At 52.1% G+C, this 18917-nt stretch carries 14 protein-coding genes; 6 read left to right on the top strand and 8 right to left on the bottom strand.

The window, feature by feature from the left end; all coding sequences use genetic code 11:
* Window positions 1–184: 184 nt before the first annotated feature.
* Window positions 185–1657 (bottom strand): YdiU family protein, encoded by a 1473-nt coding sequence (locus Q0X97_RS06415; RefSeq protein ID WP_302066578.1) that lies wholly within the window; start codon window positions 1655–1657, stop codon window positions 185–187.
* Between the two features lie 390 nt (window positions 1658–2047).
* On the opposite strand from Q0X97_RS06415, the gene Q0X97_RS06410 reads away from it, so the two are divergent.
* From Q0X97_RS06410 to miaB, 4 genes are all read left to right on the top strand, one after another.
* Window positions 2048–5293, top strand: a complete 3246-nt coding sequence (locus tag Q0X97_RS06410) for a TonB-dependent receptor (protein ID WP_302066550.1) — start codon at window positions 2048–2050, stop codon at window positions 5291–5293.
* A gap of 356 nt (window positions 5294–5649) precedes the next feature.
* The gene (locus Q0X97_RS06405; RefSeq protein ID WP_302066549.1) at window positions 5650–6522 is read left to right on the top strand and encodes a Slam-dependent surface lipoprotein; all 873 of its coding nucleotides are present in this window, start codon (window positions 5650–5652) and stop codon (window positions 6520–6522) included.
* Window positions 6523–6872: 350 nt separating this feature from the next.
* Window positions 6873–7253 (top strand): hypothetical protein, encoded by a 381-nt coding sequence (locus Q0X97_RS06400; RefSeq protein ID WP_302066547.1) that lies wholly within the window; start codon window positions 6873–6875, stop codon window positions 7251–7253.
* An 18-nt stretch (window positions 7254–7271) separates the two neighbouring features.
* A complete protein-coding gene (miaB, locus tag Q0X97_RS06395; RefSeq protein WP_302066546.1) occupies window positions 7272–8591 on the top strand; it encodes a tRNA (N6-isopentenyl adenosine(37)-C2)-methylthiotransferase MiaB in 1320 nt (439 codons plus the stop codon).
* Between the two features lie 194 nt (window positions 8592–8785).
* On the opposite strand, the gene Q0X97_RS06390 is transcribed toward miaB, so the two are convergent.
* From Q0X97_RS06390 to mnmG, 5 genes are all read right to left on the bottom strand, one after another.
* Window positions 8786–9280, bottom strand: coding sequence for a heme-binding protein (locus Q0X97_RS06390; protein WP_302066545.1), 495 nt, complete (start codon window positions 9278–9280; stop codon window positions 8786–8788).
* A 185-nt stretch (window positions 9281–9465) separates the two neighbouring features.
* Window positions 9466–10233, bottom strand: a complete 768-nt coding sequence (locus tag Q0X97_RS06385) for a ParA family protein (RefSeq protein ID WP_302066544.1) — start codon at window positions 10231–10233, stop codon at window positions 9466–9468.
* Window positions 10234–10353: 120 nt separating this feature from the next.
* Window positions 10354–10980 (bottom strand): 16S rRNA (guanine(527)-N(7))-methyltransferase RsmG, encoded by a 627-nt coding sequence (gene rsmG / locus Q0X97_RS06380; protein WP_302066543.1) that lies wholly within the window; start codon window positions 10978–10980, stop codon window positions 10354–10356.
* A gap of 327 nt (window positions 10981–11307) precedes the next feature.
* Window positions 11308–12726 (bottom strand): P-loop NTPase fold protein, encoded by a 1419-nt coding sequence (locus Q0X97_RS06375; protein WP_302066542.1) that lies wholly within the window; start codon window positions 12724–12726, stop codon window positions 11308–11310.
* Between the two features lie 111 nt (window positions 12727–12837).
* Window positions 12838–14724 carry a tRNA uridine-5-carboxymethylaminomethyl(34) synthesis enzyme MnmG gene (mnmG, locus tag Q0X97_RS06370; protein ID WP_302066541.1) on the bottom strand — a complete coding sequence of 629 codons (1887 nt, stop codon included), beginning with the start codon at window positions 14722–14724 and terminating at the stop codon, window positions 12838–12840.
* 316 nt (window positions 14725–15040) lie between these two features.
* Between mnmG and Q0X97_RS06365 the strand changes: the two genes are divergently transcribed.
* The gene (locus Q0X97_RS06365; RefSeq protein ID WP_302066540.1) at window positions 15041–16381 is read left to right on the top strand and encodes an NCS2 family permease; all 1341 of its coding nucleotides are present in this window, start codon (window positions 15041–15043) and stop codon (window positions 16379–16381) included.
* A 91-nt stretch (window positions 16382–16472) separates the two neighbouring features.
* Here the strand turns inward: Q0X97_RS06365 and Q0X97_RS06360 are convergent, their stop codons facing one another.
* Together Q0X97_RS06360 and fba are read right to left on the bottom strand one after the other, a co-directional pair.
* Window positions 16473–16892 carry an RDD family protein gene (locus tag Q0X97_RS06360; protein ID WP_302066539.1) on the bottom strand — a complete coding sequence of 140 codons (420 nt, stop codon included), beginning with the start codon at window positions 16890–16892 and terminating at the stop codon, window positions 16473–16475.
* A gap of 118 nt (window positions 16893–17010) precedes the next feature.
* Window positions 17011–18075, bottom strand: a complete 1065-nt coding sequence (gene fba, locus Q0X97_RS06355; RefSeq protein ID WP_302066538.1) for a class II fructose-bisphosphate aldolase — start codon at window positions 18073–18075, stop codon at window positions 17011–17013.
* A 264-nt stretch (window positions 18076–18339) separates the two neighbouring features.
* On the opposite strand from fba, the gene Q0X97_RS06350 reads away from it, so the two are divergent.
* Window positions 18340–18768 (top strand): thioesterase family protein, encoded by a 429-nt coding sequence (locus tag Q0X97_RS06350; RefSeq protein WP_302066537.1) that lies wholly within the window; start codon window positions 18340–18342, stop codon window positions 18766–18768.
* Window positions 18769–18917 lie beyond the last annotated feature (149 nt).

The raw sequence follows: 18917 nt of genomic DNA, 5'->3' as shown, positions 1-18917 counted from the left end.
GCGGTTTGACACAGTCTGCCCAACAGCGGCGGTGCGGGGCAGCGGTAAAGCCAATCGAACCGCATTCATAATAAAGCGGCAAGCCGAAGCAGCCCGTCGTGAAGGTTGGGTTGATTGACCATAAAGAAAGGTTAGGCCGTCTGAAAACCGCTTGGCAGGCATGGTTTTTCAGACGGCCTCAACATCAACTCGAACAGCTCACACAAATCCCTTCCGCCCATTGCGGCGGCAGTTCGGCAAAATCGGCAAACTCTTTGCGCTCGACAAACGGATTCCGCATACAGCGGTGCAGGCGTTCGATTTCGCGGAAGTCGCCGCTTTTCGCCAACTGTATGGCCTGCTCCAGCAGATAATTTCGCAACACATACAGCGGGTTAACGGCATTCATACGCTCGGCGCGCTCGGCGGGACGGCTGTTTTCCGCCCGCAATCTGCCGCGGTAACGCCCCATCCACGCCGTAAACGCTTCGGTGGGGCCGTGGAACAATGCCGACAGTTTTTCGGGCAGCGGCTCGCCGTGGACATTGCCCACTTCGCTCAAGTATCTGAAAAACAGTGTGAAATCGACTTTGCGGCTTTGCAGGGCGATGAACATATCGGCCACCAGTTCGTCGTCGCCTTTTTCTTCCGTTTGCAAACCGAGTTTGGCGCGCATTTTTTGCAGATAGGCCGTCTGAAAAATATCGGGGAAGCGTTCCAACTCTGCCACCAAATCGTCTTGCGACACCAGCGGCAGCAGGCACGAGGCAAAGCGCGACAAGTTCCAATGCACCACATACGGCTGCTCGTTATAAGCATAGCGGCCGCCCGTATCGGAATGGTTGCACACATGGCGGCGGTCGTAGGCATCAAGAAAGCCGAACGGGCCGTAGTCGACGGTCAGCCCCAAAGCCGACATATTGTCGGTGTTCAACACGCCGTGGCAAAAGCCGACGCTCTGCCATGCGGCCACCAATTCGGCGGTGCGGCAGGAAACGGTTTGGAAAAAAGCTAAGTAAGGATTTTCGGCTTCGCGGCACTCAGGGAAGTGGCGGTCAATCAAAAAGTCCGCCAACACGGGCAGGTTGTGATGTTGTCCGGTGTGATACATGTATTCAAAATGGCCGAAACGGATGAAACTCGGCGCAATGCGCGTAACCACCGCAGAGGTTTCGGCTTCTTCGCGGTAAACGGCATCGTTGCTGCCCGTAATCGCCAGCGCGCGCGTGGTCGGAATGCCTAAGCCGTGCATGGCTTCCGAGCAAAGATATTCGCGGATACTTGAGCGCAACACCGCCCGCCCGTCGGCAAAGCGCGAATACGGCGTTTTGCCCGCACCTTTAAGCTGCCATTCCCAACGCAGGCCGTCTGAACCGACCGAATCGCCGATCAACACCGCGCGGCCGTCACCCAACTGGCGCACATACACGCCGAATTGATGGCCGCTGTACACCGAAGCAATCGGCGCAGGATCGTATTGTTTGGCACTGCCGGCCAGATAAAGCAGGTTGTCGGCGTTATCGAAAATTTCAGACGGCCTTAAACCCATTTCTTCCGCCAAAACATGATTTTGCGTCACCCAATACGGTTCACCCAAAGGCTCGGTGCGGACGCGGCTGTAAAAAGCCTCAGGCAACTCTGAAAACGCTTGGGGGTGCAGAGGAAGTGTGTGCGGCATGTGTTTTTCCTTATCAGTATGATTGGGCAAAAGAATACGCCAAGCTGCGCTTTCAAACAATCCGCATACGGCATGATTGTCCACCCCGCTACGGCAGCCAACGCCGCAATACGCTTCGGGAGGTATGCCCGAATGCCGCAGGCTGCACGCCGTATTTTCAGACGGCCTCATACTCCGCCACTCCTGTTTCCATCAGAATAAATATTTACTTAAGTGATATGTACTTGTTTTATTAAGAAAATCATTGCATTTGTAAAAAATCCCCGCTTAGGAAACAAAAAATATAAAAGCCACTCTCAAATGATAATCAAAATCAATTTAATTCATATTTCCTATTTATCGGCCGAACGGATGAGGCAAACGAAGCAACGAAAAGCAACAGGAGTTCCTATGAAAAAATACCCGTTAAAAACCATTGTGGTCTGCTTGAGCGTTTTATGGTGCACTCCCCATGTGTGGGCGGCAGGAGAAGGAACAACGGCTCCTGTGCAGGAAACCACATTGGACACGGTAGAAGTAAAAGGAACGCGAACCTCTAAAGACGAGAAAGGGCACAACCGCGTTTATGCCCGCGAAGTGGTCAATCTCTACAAAGGCAAACAGGAAGTAGAAACCTTCAAAGGCAACACCGTTTCCGACCTCTTCAGCGGTTTGGTCGGCGTATACAGCGGCGATGCCCGCAACAGCGGCGCGCTCGATCCCAATATCCGCGGCGTGCAGGGGCAAGGGCGGGTGCCCGTTACCGTCGACGGCACCGAGCAGGCCATCACCGTATGGCGCGGCTATACCGGTGCCAACAACCGCAACTATGTCGACCCCAACATCATCAGCAGCGTTTACATCGAAAAAGGCCCCTCGTTCAGCCGTGATGCCAAAAGCGGCATCGGCGGTACCGTCGCCCTGAAAACCATCGATGCCGACGATATCGTGCCGCAGGGTCAAAAATACGGCCTCGAATTCAAAGCCGAAACCTCCACCAACTCCGTCAAACCGCGCCGAAACGTGTATGAAAAATCAGTGGATTATCGCACCCTGCCCTATCCCGAAGTTTCCACCGGCGGCATCTGGCGCGCCCTACTGGACGATACCGACCGCGTCGACCAACGTTTCGGCGGACGCAACAAATTCTTTGAAGACAAAGCCTACCGCATCGCCGCCGCCACCAAACAAGAAAACTTCGATGCCATAATTGCCTATGCCTACCGAAACAAAGGCAATTATTTTTCCGGCAAAAAAGGCGCGCAACGCTACGGTTACATCGGCCCGTGGACACAAGAAACTTTGGACGAACTCAAACGCCGCCAAGAAGAAGCCGCCGAACGGGGTGAAAGTTTCTTCGGCAGCGAAGGTATGGGGGGCGCACCCGATATAGCCAAGATCGGCCTGTTCTACCACCCCGGCGGCGAAGTGAGCAACACCTCGCTCGAAACCAAATCATGGCTGGGTAAAACCACCTTCCGCCTGCCCAACCACCAAACCCTCAAATTCGGCCTGCGCCACACCAATACCGTGTTCGGCGAAATAATGCCCTCACGCATTATCGGGCCGATTTCTTTGGATGCGAAAGTCCTCAATAAAATCGCCGAATGGCCGGACGCATGGGTTAAGCAAAAATCTTACAACATCGATTACACATGGAAACCCGAAGGCAACCGCTGGATAGATTTCAATGCCTCCCTTTGGACCACCCGCACCAAATCCAAAACCAACACCGCAGGCGGCTCTCCCGGCGACACCCTTTACGAAGACCTTGCCTTCCACCGTGCCCGCGACGAATACAACGATTGGCAGAAAAAATCTCCCGAGGAAAAACGGCAATTGATCGAAGCCGGTTTCCAGCCTCCCCTGCCGCCCACCCTTACCACCCCCAATACCGACGGCCGCTTCAACACCGTCGAAGGACAAGCGCTTTATGCCCGAAACAACCGCACGGGCTTCCATTTCTCCAACCTCATGAGGCTGCACGACAAACTGACGCTCACCCTGCTCGGCGATTTCCAACATGAAAAACTGACCTCGCGCGATAATTTTTCCGAGGTATTGGCCGACGGCAACAAATATCAGAAAGAACAAGACAACAACACCCTGCGCCCCAACTACCAACTCAACGAGTTCGGCGTGCCGCGCAACGGCAAACGCCGCGAATACAACTTAGGCTTCAATTTCAAATACGACCCCGTCCGCTGGCTGAGCCTTACCGCAGGGGCACGTTACACCCATTTTTCGATACAGGACCAAAGCAAGCTGTTGGAAACCGGTTTGAATAAATACGGCCGCTCGTTGGAAATGAACAGGGGCATACGCTACACATTAGGCCGCGTCGCTACCGAACAAGAATATAAAGATTACTTAGTTGCTCAAAAAGCCATATTTGAAGAGGGAAATTGGACCCCTGAATATGATGACGCTTACCGCAAAATAAGTATTGAAGAACCCAGTGGCATCCCGTATATCGCAGACATTCCCGAATTAACCAAAGACGAATTTAAAAATTATTATTGGAATAAAGACCAATCCGGACGTTTAGACATTAAAAACAACCCTCTAACAAATGGCAGCATTCCCGACCTACACACCCAAGTCGTTAATCCGGCCCATAACCCTTCCAATCCTTTCAGCCCCCGTATGGTGCCCAAATATAGCGGCAGCGGCTCGTTCTATAACACCGAAATGACCGATGCCGAACGCAGACGCGCCCGGAAGCAGAGCGACAGCGGCTGGGCACCGGCTTTTTCCGCCACCGTCAATTTTACTGACAATGCCCGCGCCTATCTGCGCTACACCGAAAGCCTGCGCTTCCCCAGCATGTTTGAAGGCACCTACGGCTTTTCCACCGCTGCCGGCACTTTCGCCCGTGCGGGTTACGGCTGGAAGCCCGAGCACGCCAAAAACTGGGAAGTGGGCTATATCCACGACCTTACCGGCTTTTTCCCGAAAATGCGTCATGCCGATTTCCGCATCAACTATTTCCACAATAAAACCAAAAACGTAATCGACCGCGACGAAAACCTCGAATTCGAGCAGTTCGACAAACACACCCGCACCGGCGTGGAATTGCAAGCACGCTTCGATACCGGCCGCTTTTTCGGCGGCATAGGCGTATTGCGCAACCTGAAAAACGAGATGTGTGACGATTCTTTCGGCCTCATTTCAGAAAATGATGAAATCTCGAATTACATCAAAACAGGTAAATTGTTGGGAGCGCCCAATTGCAACCACGGCGGTTTAAGCGATTCGGGCTATTTGGCCACCGCCTTACAGCCCCGCTGGTCGATAGATGCCGATTTGGGCGGCCGCTTCTTAAAAAACAAATTGGAAACAGGCGTGAGGATGCATTACCACAGCCGCGTTTACCAAAGCCGGAAAGATGCTTGGTGGCCGTATTTTCACGGGCGCAACAGATTATCCATCGAAGAGGGGCAAGGCAATCCCAAACTCAGCCCTGCAGCCGACGATATGCGCTGGCAGCCCGTGGCCGTATGGGATGCCTACCTGCGCTACAAAATCAGCAAAAACTTTACCGCCGAACTGGTGGGCACCAACTTAACCGACCGCTATTACCTCGACCCCATGAGCCGCTCCTACCTACCCGCTCCGGGCAGGGGCATACGCGTCGGCATCAGCGGCAAATTCTAAAAGCCGGCGACATTCCGAGGCCGTCTGAAAAGTGTTTTCAGACGGCCTCAAGGTTTTTTGCCCCCTCTATCCGTTTCCATCACACGGCCGGTCGGCACGCGCCATCCGGCTTCCGTCCGTGCCTCGCCGACAACCGATCTGGATAAAGCCAAAAGATAATATAAATCCATCATAACCCAATGTAATGAAAGTGATTTTTATTTGCATTATATGAAATGATAGGTATAATCACTATGCCTTTCAGCGTAATAAAATACCGTTTATTTCAGATAAAGCTGTTCAGACGGCCTGTAACGAAGCGGAAAGCGCAAAAGATATGTAATCGTTTAAATGAATGTGTGTTAAGGAGTTTGATTATGAAACAAACACAACTGGTATTGGCATTGGGTGCAATGTTGGCGGCTTCTATGGCATTTGCGGCGAATCCCGCTTCCGGTACTTCCGCATCAATCAATACAAGCAATAAGATCCGCCATATCAAAACAACCGTCGAAACCAATCCGAAAGATAAAGATTTCAATAAAGCAGCCATCAATGTGGTGGACATCGGCGTCAAGCCAAAAAACAGCAAGGGTGTCGCCAACAACCAACCCGTGGCTTTTGCCAAGATCGACAGAACGGCAAACAACTTCTTGATAAAAGCCTTTGCCAAAAGCATCTTGGGCAAAGATAAAAACGGCGTAACCGTCGCCCAGCTTTACCGCATGAAAGGCGTGGTGTGGGACAACATTCCCAAAATGCCCGACCATTCGCACTTAGGCCGTCTTTCTTATGCCAAAGCAGGTAATCTCGACGTATACTTCGGCGATTGGGCAAACGTACCCTCCGGCGCAAAAGCCAATACCGCAGGCACGAACTACACCGTGTTTTACAGCGGTACCGGCAGAACCACCAACCTGCCCACCAGCGGCAAAGCCACCTATGCGGTCAAAGGCATCAACAACCACGTGAAACAAGGTACTGCCGTACTCACAGGCACCCTGACCGCCGACTTCGGAGCCAAAAAGCTGAACGGCACAATGGCCCGCTCCGGCTTGAGCATTGCCATCAACAATGCCGCGATCAACACCAAAGCAGCTTCATTCAAAGGTACGGCTAAAGCGAATAACCGTTTAATCGGCCAAACGCACGGCCACTTCTTCGGCAACCGTGGTGCAGCCATTGCCGGCGTAGCCGAATTCGGTAGGAATCACCAATTCAACACCGCTTTCGGCGGCACCAAAAAATAGCCGGATCCCATAACGGCTCGAACGGCGGGCAGCGGCTCTTCCATGCCCTGCCCGCTTATCGGGTGCATACCGCACATCGGATTTCAAACAAAGCATCCGCTTCCAACCAAACCACCGTGCCTAAAACTTTATTGCCCAAACCGCAATAAAACCATGCCGTTCAACAGATAGATTGCGCAGCCGTTGCGGTCAAACCGGTAACGAGGCCGTCTGAAAAAGCGTTTTCAGACGGCCTCCGCACAACATTATCTGTAAAAATCCCTATTAAAAACAACACTCCCCTCCGTTAAAAACCGTGCTGTGCTATAATCCGTCGCTGTCCTACTCACTCAGACACAAGAAAAACGATTATGCGCAAACTTTTCACTCTTTTGATTTTATTATGTTCTTCCTTAACTTGGGCGCAACGCACCGTGCCTGACGACATGGATGTGGCCGTCTTAAAACAAGTGGCCTATCCTCAGGTGGTACTGAGCAACGACGGCATTTCGTGGCTGAAAATCCTCACTTTGGGCTGGCTCGACAACAACGTTTCCGCATTCAACACCACCCACGATCTGCGCATCAGAGATGAACGCAACCGCTTCGTCGTTCGCGGCAAACTTGCCTCCAAAACCGGCAAAACCGTTGCCGTGAAACGCGATGCGGAGGGCAATATCAACGAAATCTGGGTGCTGACCGAAGGCGAAGAAGAAGCCGTTAAGCAGCGCGCTGCCGTCCGCCAACAATAATTCCCCTATCCTCACAACATGAAAAAAGTATTTATCCGCACTTTCGGCTGCCAAATGAACGAGTATGACAGCGAAAAAATGCTGTCCGTGCTTGCCGAAGGCGACGACCTCGTGCAAGTCAGCGACGCCGAAGAGGCCGACATCATTCTGTTCAACACCTGCTCCGTGCGCGAAAAAGCGCAGGAAAAAGTGTTTTCCGACTTAGGCCGCATCAAACCGCTGAAAGCGAAAAACCCCAACTTAATCATAGGCGTGGGCGGCTGCGTTGCCTCTCAGGAAGGCGAAGCGATTGTGAAGCGCGCGCCTTATGTAGATGTGGTGTTCGGCCCGCAAACCCTGCACCGCCTGCCGCAAATGATTATGGACAAAGAAACCACCGGCCTCTCGCAAGTGGATATTTCTTTCCCCGAAATCGAAAAATTCGACCACCTGCCTCCGGCCCGTGTGGAAGGCGGTTCCGCTTTCGTATCGATTATGGAAGGCTGCTCGAAATATTGCAGCTTCTGCGTGGTACCCTACACCCGCGGCGAAGAGTTTTCGCGTCCGCTGAACGACGTGCTCACCGAAATTGCCAACCTCGCCCAGCAAGGCGTGAAAGAAATCAATCTGTTGGGTCAAAACGTAAACGCCTACCGCGGCGCAATGGATGACGGCGAAACCTGCGACTTCGCCACCCTGCTGCGTATCGTTCACGAAATTCCCGGCATCGAGCGCATGCGTTTCATCACCAGCCATCCGCGCGAGTTTTCCGATGCGATTATCGAATGCTACCGCGACCTGCCCAAGCTGGTATCGCACCTGCATTTGCCGGTGCAAAGCGGCTCCGACCGCGTGTTGAGCGCGATGAAACGCGGCTATACCGCGCTGGAATATAAATCCATCATCCGCAAACTGCGCGCCATCCGCCCCGATTTGTGCTTAAGCTCCGACTTTATCGTCGGCTTCCCCGGCGAAACCGAACGCGAATTCGAGCAAACGTTGAAGCTGGTGAAAGACGTTGCCTTCGATTTAAGTTTCGTCTTCATTTACAGCCCGCGCCCCGGCACGCCGGCCGCCAACCTGCCCGACGACACGCCGCATGAAGAAAAAGTGCGCCGCTTGGAAGCCTTGAACGAAGTAATCGAAGCTGAAACCACCCGCATCAACCAAAGCATGCTCGGCACAGTGCAACGCTGTTTGGTAGAAGGCATTTCCAAAAAAGACCCTGACCAACTGCAAGCGCGCACCGCCAACAACCGCGTGGTGAACTTCACCGGCAATCCGCGTTTGATCAATGAGATGGTGGATTTGAAGATTACCGAGGCTTACACTTTCTCTTTACGCGGAGAAATCGTATAGCTGTGAAACTGAATCTTTTATACTGCGTCGGCTCGCCTTGTCGTACTATCTGTACTGTCTGCGGCTCGCCGCCTTGTATAAAAACTTCATTTTCACAGCCATAACCGCCGAATCGTAATCATCGTTTACGGTAAGCATCAAACAAGAGGCCGTCTGAAAATCTTTCAGACGGCCTCTACCGTTATCCCAACTTACTAACGGCCATGCAGAACTTTAGCACCGGCTTTGGCCACACTTTCATCTTCATCCACCGTGCCGCCGCTCACGCCGATGCTGCCGACGATCGTTCCCTTTTTATCGGTTAGCAGCACCCCGCCGGCGAAAAGAACCAAACCGCCGTTGGTTACTTCGATACCGTAAAGCGGCTGCCCGGGCTGCGACGCTTTGCCGAGTTCGCGGGTGGACATATTGAAATATCGCGCGGTGCGCGCCTTGCGCTCGGCAATATCGATGCTGCCCAAAAACGCATTATCCATCCGTGCAAAGGCTTTCAGGTTGCCGCCCGCATCCACCACTGCGATATTCACCGGCACTTTGATGGCTTCGGCTTTCTTTAATGCCGCCTGAACCACCGCCTGCGCCTGCCCCAGCGTGATATCGCCCGGCAATGTTTTCGTTAATTCCGCCGAAGATACCGAGGCACTAAACAACAATGAGAACAACAACACCGCCGTTTTAGAGTAACGCATGTTTCTCTCCTCAAAAGTGAACAATGGTATTCCCTTTTGATTTAAAACCCTTTTTTTACTAAGGTCAAGAATAAAAGCCGCCTGCTTCCGCATGCGGCCCGCCGACACTCAAAGAGGCCGTCTGAAAATGCAGTATCGGCAAACTGCACTTTCAGACGGCCTCTTACCGGTTGCCGACAGCGGTATTATTTCACCCGTTTCAGCAATTCTTCCGCCAACTCCAAATACGCCACCGTGCCTTTGGCTTTCGCATCATAAGCCAGCGCGGGCATGCCGTGGCTGGGCGCTTCGGCCAACCGCACGTTGCGCGGGATGGTGGTTTCAAAAAGCTGCTTGCCGAAATGCGCCTGCAACTGCTCCGACACTTCCTGCGACAACCTGCTGCGGCTGTCGTAAAGCGTGCGCACAATGCCGGTAATGTCGAGCTGCGGATTAATCGCCTGACGGATTTTACGCACCGTCGCCACCAAATCCGAAATACCTTCGAGCGCATAATATTCGCATACCATCGGCACGATCACGCCGTTGGCGGCCACCAAACCGTTTAAAGTCAGCAAAGTCAGCGTGGGCGGGCAGTCGAGCAAGATAAAATCGTAATCATCCGCCACCTCCGCCAACGCATTTTTCAGGCGCATTTCGCGGGCGATTTCCTGCACCAGTTCCACTTCGGCACCGGCCAGCGTGCGGTTGGCCGCCAGCACATCATAGCCGCCCGTTTCACTGCGCAACACCGCATCTTTCACTTCCGATTCGCCCAGCAGCACCTGATACACACCGCTGCCGATGCCGCTTTTATTGATGCCGCTGCCGGTTGTCGCATTGCCTTGCGGGTCCAAATCAATCACCAGCACCCGCTTGCCGAAATGCGCCAGCGAAGCCGCCAAGTTCACTACCGTGGTGGTTTTGCCGACACCGCCTTTCTGGTTGGCGACGGCGATAATATTTGCGCCCATCTGTGTTTTAACCTATGGATTTTGAAGTTGGCTGAATTGTACCGTTATTTGCCGTCGAATGGTATGAAGGCCGTCTGAAAACCTGTTTTTCAGACGGCCTCCGCTTGAAAAAGGCGTGCGTTATTTTTTCGGCTTCATAACCACCATGTGGCGTTCGGCATCCAGCATCGGCACCTCGATTTTTTCGACTTTCACCACTTCCACCGAATCCGGCACATGCTCCAATTCTTCATACGGATACACGCCCTTCATCGCCGCCCAATAACCGTTTTCGTTCAGCAAATGCTTGGTCAGCGCGATAAAGTCGGCCAATTCCGCAAACGCGCGGCTGGTTACTACGTCCACTTTCTTATCGTGCATCGCTTCCACACGGCCGCTGGCAACGGTTACGTTGCCCAACCCCAATTCAATCACGGCCTGTTGCAGAAACGTGGTTTTTTTGGTGTTGGAATCCAACAGCGTAATCTGCAAATCGGGGCGGCAAATCGCGGTGGGAATGCCCGGCATACCGCCTCCGGAGCCGACGTCCATCAGCGTTTTGGCCTCTTTCACATACGGCAGCAGCGTCAGACTGTCGAGCACATGATGGCTGATCATCGTGGTTTCATCGCGCAAGGCGGTCAGGTTATAAGTGCTGTTCCATTTTTTCAGCAAGGAAACATATTCGAGCAGCAGCAACTGCTGCGCGGTGGAAAGCTCGAGGCCGAGTTTTTGTAGGCCGTCTTGTAATTTTTGTTTGTTGTCCATTTGTTATTGTCCTGATTAAGCTTTTTAGTTTGGCGTAATCTTATCCGAAAACCTGCTTTTACAGGATGAATTGTTTGAAAGGCCGTCTGAAAAGCCGTTCATACTGGATACTCGACTTGGAATAAAAACAACCGATTGTATGGATAGAATCGGAATTCGACTCAAGACTTACAATTTAGGGGCCATTAAAATTGGTATGTAGAAACCTTCAATATTCCGTTTACAACAGCTTCTGTATGTTGGAATTGGCCAAGCTGAAAAAAATTATTGCAAGCATTTCAAACCTATCCGAAACTTTTTCAGACGGCCTCAATAATCCCCAGTATTCTATTTTCCAAGCTGTAAATATCTGATTGCTTCTTTAATAGGGGAAAACATATTTTTTGGAATTTTCCATGTTCCATGAAATATATGACTCATATACGCTTCCCATTGGTGATTACCTTTCTCTCTCCACGAATCAGGATCTTGTTTATTAAGTACCAAACCAGTAGCAATAATATCTATAGCAGAAGTATTACTCCAATCAGTTAGAGGACTAGGTACAAAACCAAGTACTTGCTCCGCAATCTGTCTACCATCAGCTTTATCTCTAATCAGTGATTCTTTTATATCCGGCTTGAAGCAAAATAAAAATACACCGGTAATCCTTAAGAATTGATAACCTGTAATAGCATCAGAAGCAAACCCCCTGCTTAACCGATGGTAAATTTCCAAATAACGGACAAAAGTTTCCACTTCGCGAAGCGATAACTCGTTCCTTGCAACCAAGGATGTTGCAAAAAACATAACTAACTCATCTAGATGATTATTTAATCCTGTATCTTGAAGAACGCTGCTTGCCTGTACTAATTGGGTAAAATGTTTCACAGATGCCAAAACCTGATTCTTTTCGTCATGTTGGTCTAAAGATTTTTCCGGCAAAGTAAAACTGTATTTTAAAAACTTATCCAAATATCTTTGCGAATCCACCGCCAAGCCATAACGGTGGTTAATGGCAGCCCGCAGTTGATGGGTATTCGTTACCAAAACCACTTGTACATTGGGCACATCAAACACATGCTTGATGGTTTCCAACATTTCCACCGCATAATCTGGGCGGCAGCGATCTAATTCATCAACAAATAAAATGATGGGCTTTTCATTAGCAAACTCAGACAGGCATTGTCTTAAAGTTTCTAAATTTCTCTCTGCTTCAATCTGTTCTTTCAATAAAATTTCCACTGTGGAGTCAATGGCTTTATCGGATACCTTAACCATGGTATTCGATATGATTTCCGCCACTTGATCTGAATCAGTTTCATTGCCGACATCCTGCTGCCACCCATCTGCCAAGTTTTCTACACTTTGTTTTAAAAGATGACCGGCTGCGGCTTTAGCAACTGTTTTAGCGACAAATCCCGCAGCTTTAGCAAACTTCTTTGTCCATTCCTTGCGTTTTGGCGACGGCTCGCCGTTTGCTTGGTCTTCAGGTGTGCAGTCTTTAATTATCTGAGCCAACAAAGCCAATAATGGCTCGCCGCTATGGTCGGAACGGAAAGCATCCACATAAACCAATTGATAATCAGGGTGCTCCTGTTTCATTAAAGCAATCAGTTTTTGGCAAAATTCGGTTTTACCCGTTCCCCAGCCGCTGTCAATTACCATCGGCGAAATATCGATATCGGAAGACAACAGGCTAATAATGTTTTGTGCAATAGGTTTGCGGTTGAATTCATCCCTCGATTCAAATGTTTTTGGTTCCAATTCGTTCTCCTCTGTTCCATAAAAAGGCCGTCTGAAATAGCTGAAGCCTCTGCAAAAGGAATTCACAGTAGCCTGCTTATTTCAGACGGCATCGTTTAATTCAAGCTAATTTTACTTCGCATCCTTAAACCCGCGCTTCAAATGCACCATCAGCAAGGCGACGGCGGCGGGGGTTACGCCGGAAATGCGCGAGGCTTGGCCTACGGTTTCGGGGCGGTTGAGGTTGAGTTTCTGCTGCACTTCCGCCGACAAGCCTTTGACTTTGCTGTAATCGATTTCAGACGGCAGTTTCAGGGTTTCGATATCGCGGCGGCCTTCGATTTCTTCGTTTTGGCGGTCGATATAGCCTTGATATTTCACTTGGATTTCCACTTGTTCGATCACTTCGCCGTCCAATTCCTGTTCGGGTTTGGCATCGGGCAGGGTCATTAGGGCGGCGTAGTCGAGATTGGGGCGGCGCAAGAGGTCGTGCAGGTTGGCTTCGCGGGAAAGTTTTTGGCCGAACACGCGTTCTTGTTCTCTCTCGGGCAGTTTGGCGGGGGTGTACCATGTGCTGCGCAGGCGTTGGATTTCGCGCTCGATGTTTTCGCGTTTGCGCTCGAATTTCTGCCATTGGGCTTCGGAAACTAAGCCGATTTTGTGGCCGGCTTCGGTAAGGCGCATGTCGGCGTTGTCTTCCCTCAGTTGCAGGCGGTATTCGGCGCGACTGGTAAACATGCGGTAAGGCTCGTTCACACCTTTGGTGATTAAGTCGTCCACCAACACGCCGAGGTAGGCTTGTTCGCGGCGCAGGGTGAGCGGCTCTTGTCCGCGGATGTACTGCACGGCATTCGCGCCTGCCAGCAGGCCTTGTGCGGCGGCTTCTTCGTAGCCGGTGGTGCCGTTGATTTGTCCGGCGAAAAACAGGCCGTTGATGGTTTTGGTTTCGAGGCTGGCTTTGAGGTTGCGCGGGTCGAAATAGTCGTATTCGATGGCGTAGCCGGGGCGCAGGATGTGGGCGTTTTCCAAGCCTTTCATGGAGCGCACGAGGGCGAGCTGGATGTCGAACGGCAGGCTGGTGGAGATGCCGTTCGGATAGTATTCGTTGGTGGTCAGGCCTTCGGGTTCGAGGAAAATCTGATGGCTGTCTTTGTCGGCGAAGCGGTTGATTTTGTCTTCAATCGAGGGGCAGTAGCGTGGGCCGACACCTTCGATTTTGCCGGTAAACATGGGGCTGCGGTCGAAGCCTGAACGGATGATGTCGTGGGTTTGCTGGTTGGTGTGGGTAATCCAGCACGACACTTGGCGCGGGTGCAAGGCGGCGCTGCCGCGCACGGAAAACACGGGCACGGGGGTGTCGCCGGGCTGCTCGGTGAGTTTGGAAAAGTCGATGGTGCGCCCGTCGATGCGCGGCGGGGTGCCGGTTTTGAGGCGGGCAACGGGCAGAGACAATTCTTTCAGACGGCCTGACAAGCCTTGTGCGGCGGGGTCGCCTGCGCGCCCGCCGGCGTAGTTTTCCAAGCCGATGTGGATTTTGCCGGCAAGGAATGTGCCAGCGGTAAGCACGACGCTGCGGGCTTTGAATTCGACACCCATGGCTGTGAGCACGCCGGAAACGTGGTCGCCTTCCACGGTGATGTCTTCAACCGACTGCTGGAAAAGGTCTAAGTTTTCTTGGTTTTCCAGCATGTGGCGGATGGCGGCTTTATAGAGGATGCGGTCTGCTTGGGCGCGGGTGGCGCGTACGGCGGGGCCTTTGCTGGCGTTCAAACGGCGGAATTGGATGCCGGCCATATCGGTAGCCAACGCCATGGCACCGCCGAGCGCGTCGAGTTCGCGCACGAGGTGGCCTTTGCCGATGCCGCCGATAGACGGATTGCACGACATTTGGCCGAGGGTTTCGATATTGTGCGACAACAATAAGGTTTGTGCGCCCATGCGTGCGGCAGCAAGGGCGGCTTCGGTGCCGGCGTGCCCGCCGCCAACCACGATGACATCATAGGTTTTGGGGTAAATCATAATTGGACGTTAGTGTTTCTATTGAGCGGTTTGTTATGTAAAAACAGCATGATAGCCTATAAAAACCGCTGCTTCGGATGGTTGAAAAAATAGGTGGGATTGTACGCTTTTTTGTTTGATCAGTACACTTTAAATATTGATGCCGAGGCCGTCTGAAAACATGTTGCGGGCTTTTCAGACGGCCTTTCGCGTTCCGTACCATTCCTGCCACAGCACTTGTCATACCTCGCCGTGATGCCGCGCCCGATTGCGCCAATACGCGGCGAATCCGTTATAATGCACGCTTGCTTTACTTTTTTTAACCTAAAGACACGCTATGAACACTTCTCAAAACGGCCTCTTGGAACGCCTGTTCAAGTTGAGCGAACACGGTACTAACGTCCGCACCGAGCTTCTGGCCGGTTTCACCACTTTCCTAACCATGTGCTACATCGTCATCGTCAACCCGAGCATCCTCTCGATTACGGGCATGGATTTCGGCGCGGTGTTTGTGGCCACCTGTATTTCCGCCGCCATCGGCTGCTTCATTATGGGCGCGTTGGCAAACTATCCGATTGCATTGGCACCGGGCATGGGCTTAAACGCCTACTTTACCTTTTCGGTAGTCAAAGGCATGGGCGTGCCGTGGCAGGTTGCGCTGGCTGCCGTGTTTGTGTCGGGTATCATCTTCATTTTGTTCAGTTTTCTGAAGCTGCGGGAAATGCTGGTAAACGCCTTGCCGATGAGCCTGAAAATGGCGATTGCGGCGGGTATCGGCATGTTTTTGGCATTGATTGCCCTCAAAGGCTCGGGCATTATCGTGGCCAGCGAAGCCACTTTGGTAAAAATGGGCGAACTGTATGTGATGGGAAACGGTGCCAAACTGCCCAACTGGCCGGTATTGCTGGCCTTGCTGGGCTTTTTCCTGATTATCGTGCTGGATTATTTCCGTGTGCGCGGCGCCATCATCATCAGCATTTTTACCGTTACCCTGATTTCGATTGTGCTGGGGCTGACCGAGTTTCAAGGCATTGTCGATCCGATTCCCAGCATCGCGCCGACTTTCATGCAGATGGACTTCAACGGCCTGTTTAACGGCAGCTTGGTTGCGGTGATTTTCGTCTTCTTCTTGGTGGACTTGTTCGACAGCACCGGCACGCTGGTAGGCGTATCGCACCGCGCCGGCCTGCTGGTAGACGGCAAACTGCCGCGCCTGAAAAAAGCCTTGTTTGCCGACTCCACCGCCATCGTAGCGGGCGCGGCGTTGGGCACGTCTTCCACCACGCCTTATATCGAAAGCGCGTCGGGCGTATCGGCGGGCGGGCGCACCGGTTTGACCGCCGTTACCGTAGGCGTGTTGATGCTGGCCTGCCTATGGTTCTCACCGCTGGCCAAAACCGTGCCGGCTTTCGCCACTGCACCCGCCCTGCTCTACATCGGCGTACAGATGATGCGCAGCGTGATTGAAATCGAGTGGCACGACATCACCGAATCGGCTCCCGCGTTCATCACCATCGCCTTCATGCCCTTCACTTACTCGATTGCCGACGGTATCGCCATGGGCTTTATCAGCTATGCGGTAATCAAACTGCTGTGCAAACGCACCAAAGAAGTGCCGCCGATGGTATGGATTGTTGCCGTGGCTTGGGCGGTCAAATTCTGGTTCTTGGGGGCTTAAAACCCGCCTCCTTATTCCGCCCAATCTAACAAGGCCGTCTGAAAAGCATACACAGCATTTTCAGACGGCCTTTTCAATCGGTTCATCGCCCTTAACGGGTACGCACCACCACCGTACCGGCCATTTTATCGTGCCAACCTTGGTTCTTGGCATCGAACGCTACCCAAATATAGCCGATCAAAAACACCATGGCAGAAATAAAATAGCCGACGTAACGGATGACGGATTGCATTAAATTGATACCTTCGCCCGTTTTCGCATCTACGATTTTCAAGCCGAGCAGCATCTTGCCCGGCGTGGCGGACATTTTTACCCAGAAACCGACGGTAAACAGCAACGGCAAAATATAATTCACAAAAATATCGGCGGCACCCAAAGGAGCCATTTTTTGGGCTGTGAAATACTGGTCGCCATAAAACAGATACATTAAAGGCACGATAACCGCGGCCAGAATCAAACCGTCGATAAGGTTGGCAGCCACGCGAATCCAGAATCCGGCGTATCTCATCATTTTTCCTTTCTCTTCTCTCATACCGACGCATCGGCAAAACAAGTTGAAGCTGTTTATTTGTCCAAAGGCCGTCTGAAAAGTTTTCAGACGGCCTTTTCTAACAATATATCAGACTGATTTATCTAATGATTTGATCCAACTCGCCTTTGGCGTAACGGATAGCCATTTTATCGAGCGACACCGGCTTGATTTTTGAAGCCTGACCTTCGCAACCGAAAGCCAAGTAGCGGTCGATACAGATTTGTTTCATCACCTCTACGGTTTTAGCCAGATATTTGCGCGGGTCGAATTCGGCAGGATTTTCCGCCATAAATTTGCGGATGGCACCGGTGGATGCCAAGCGCAGGTCGGTGTCGATATTCACTTTGCGCACACCGTGCTTGATGCCCTCCACGATTTCTTCCACCGGCACGCCGTAAGTTTCACCGATACCGCCGCCGTATTCGTTGATGATTTTCAGCCACTCTTGCGGCACCGAGCTGGAACCGTGCATCACGATATGAGTGTTGGGCAGGGCTTCGTGGATTTCTTTGATGCGGTCGATACGCAACACGTCGCCTGTGGGCGGACGGGTGAATTTATACGCGCCGTGGCTGGTGCCGATGGCAATCGCCAAAGCGTCCACGCCGGTATCGCGCACGAAACGGGTGGCATCTTCCACGCTGGTGAGCATTTGGTCGTGGCTCAGTTTGCCGGCCGCACCCACGCCGTCTTCTTCGCCCGCTTCGCCGGTTTCCAAGTTACCCAACACGCCGATTTCGCCTTCCACCGACACACCGCAAGCATGGGAAAACTCAACCACTTTACGGGTTACTTCGACATTGTAATCATAGGTAGACGGAGTTTTGCCGTCTTCCAGCAGCGAGCCGTCCATCATCACCGACGAAAAACCGAGCTGGATGGAACGTTGGCACACGTCGGGCGACGCGCCGTGGTCTTGGTGCATCACCACGGGAATATGGGGGAATTCCTCAACGGCGGCCAAAATCAGATGGCGTAAAAAAGGTGCGCCTGCATATTTGCGCGCACCTGCGCTGGCCTGCACGATAACAGGGGCGTTCACTTGGTCGGCGGCCTCCATAATCGCACGCATCTGTTCGAGATTGTTCACATTGAAAGCAGGCAGGCCGTAGCTGTTTTCTGCCGCATGATCCAAAAGTTGGCGCATGGAAACGAGTGCCATAGGTTTCTCCAAAAATGGTTAAAACAAATCAGATAATGCCGCGATTATAGCAGTTTCTCCGTCGAAAACTACACAACACAACAAGAATATTCCAACAAAATAAACAACGGAAATCACGCTATACGGCGTTTTCCGCCCGTGCGGCATGCAAGCGTCAACCACCGTCGGAATACCCTGCCAAACACATCGGGTTTATTGCGCGGATTAAGCTGCTCCGCGATAAAATATGCGACGGTTTTTAATTCGGATAGTTCAGGAGAAATAATGGCTCGCATTTCCGTACCGCTGCCTTCGCCCGTTGCATACCGCACCGCGCTGAGCGTGCAGATCGGCGACCTTAATTACGGCAACCACCTCGCCAACGATGCCGTGCTGCGTCTTTGCCACGAATGCCGCGTCCGCTGGCTGGAGCAGCACGCGTTTACCGAGTTGGATGCCGGCGGCACGGGGCTGATTATGGCCGATGCCGCCGTGCAATATCTGGCGCAGGCACGGCACGGCGATGTGATTGAAATTGAAATGGGGGTTGCCGATGTCGGGCGCAGCAGCTTTACGCTGGTTTATCATTTGCACCGCCCCGCCGACAATCAAACCATCGCCAAAGCCGGCACCGGCATGGTGTGTTTCGACTATGCCGCCCAGAAAGTCGGCAGGATGCCACAAGCGTTGCGCGAGGTATTGGAGGCCGTCTGAAAACCGTGTCCGAACTTTATAGCAAATAAACTTAATTTTGATACGGGGTGGCAAATTGCAAATCGTACAAGTAGTACATAATTGATTCTGATGCAGTTTCAGCAGCTTATATAATCGTTCTCTTTGAGTTAAGACACAGCAACCATAAG

This window comes from Neisseria sp. MVDL19-042950 (genome assembly GCF_030504625.1).
Lineage (GTDB): Bacteria > Pseudomonadota > Gammaproteobacteria > Burkholderiales > Neisseriaceae > Neisseria.
Note: the sequence above shows the minus strand (reverse complement) of the source record. Positions and strands in the feature narration are given on the sequence as shown.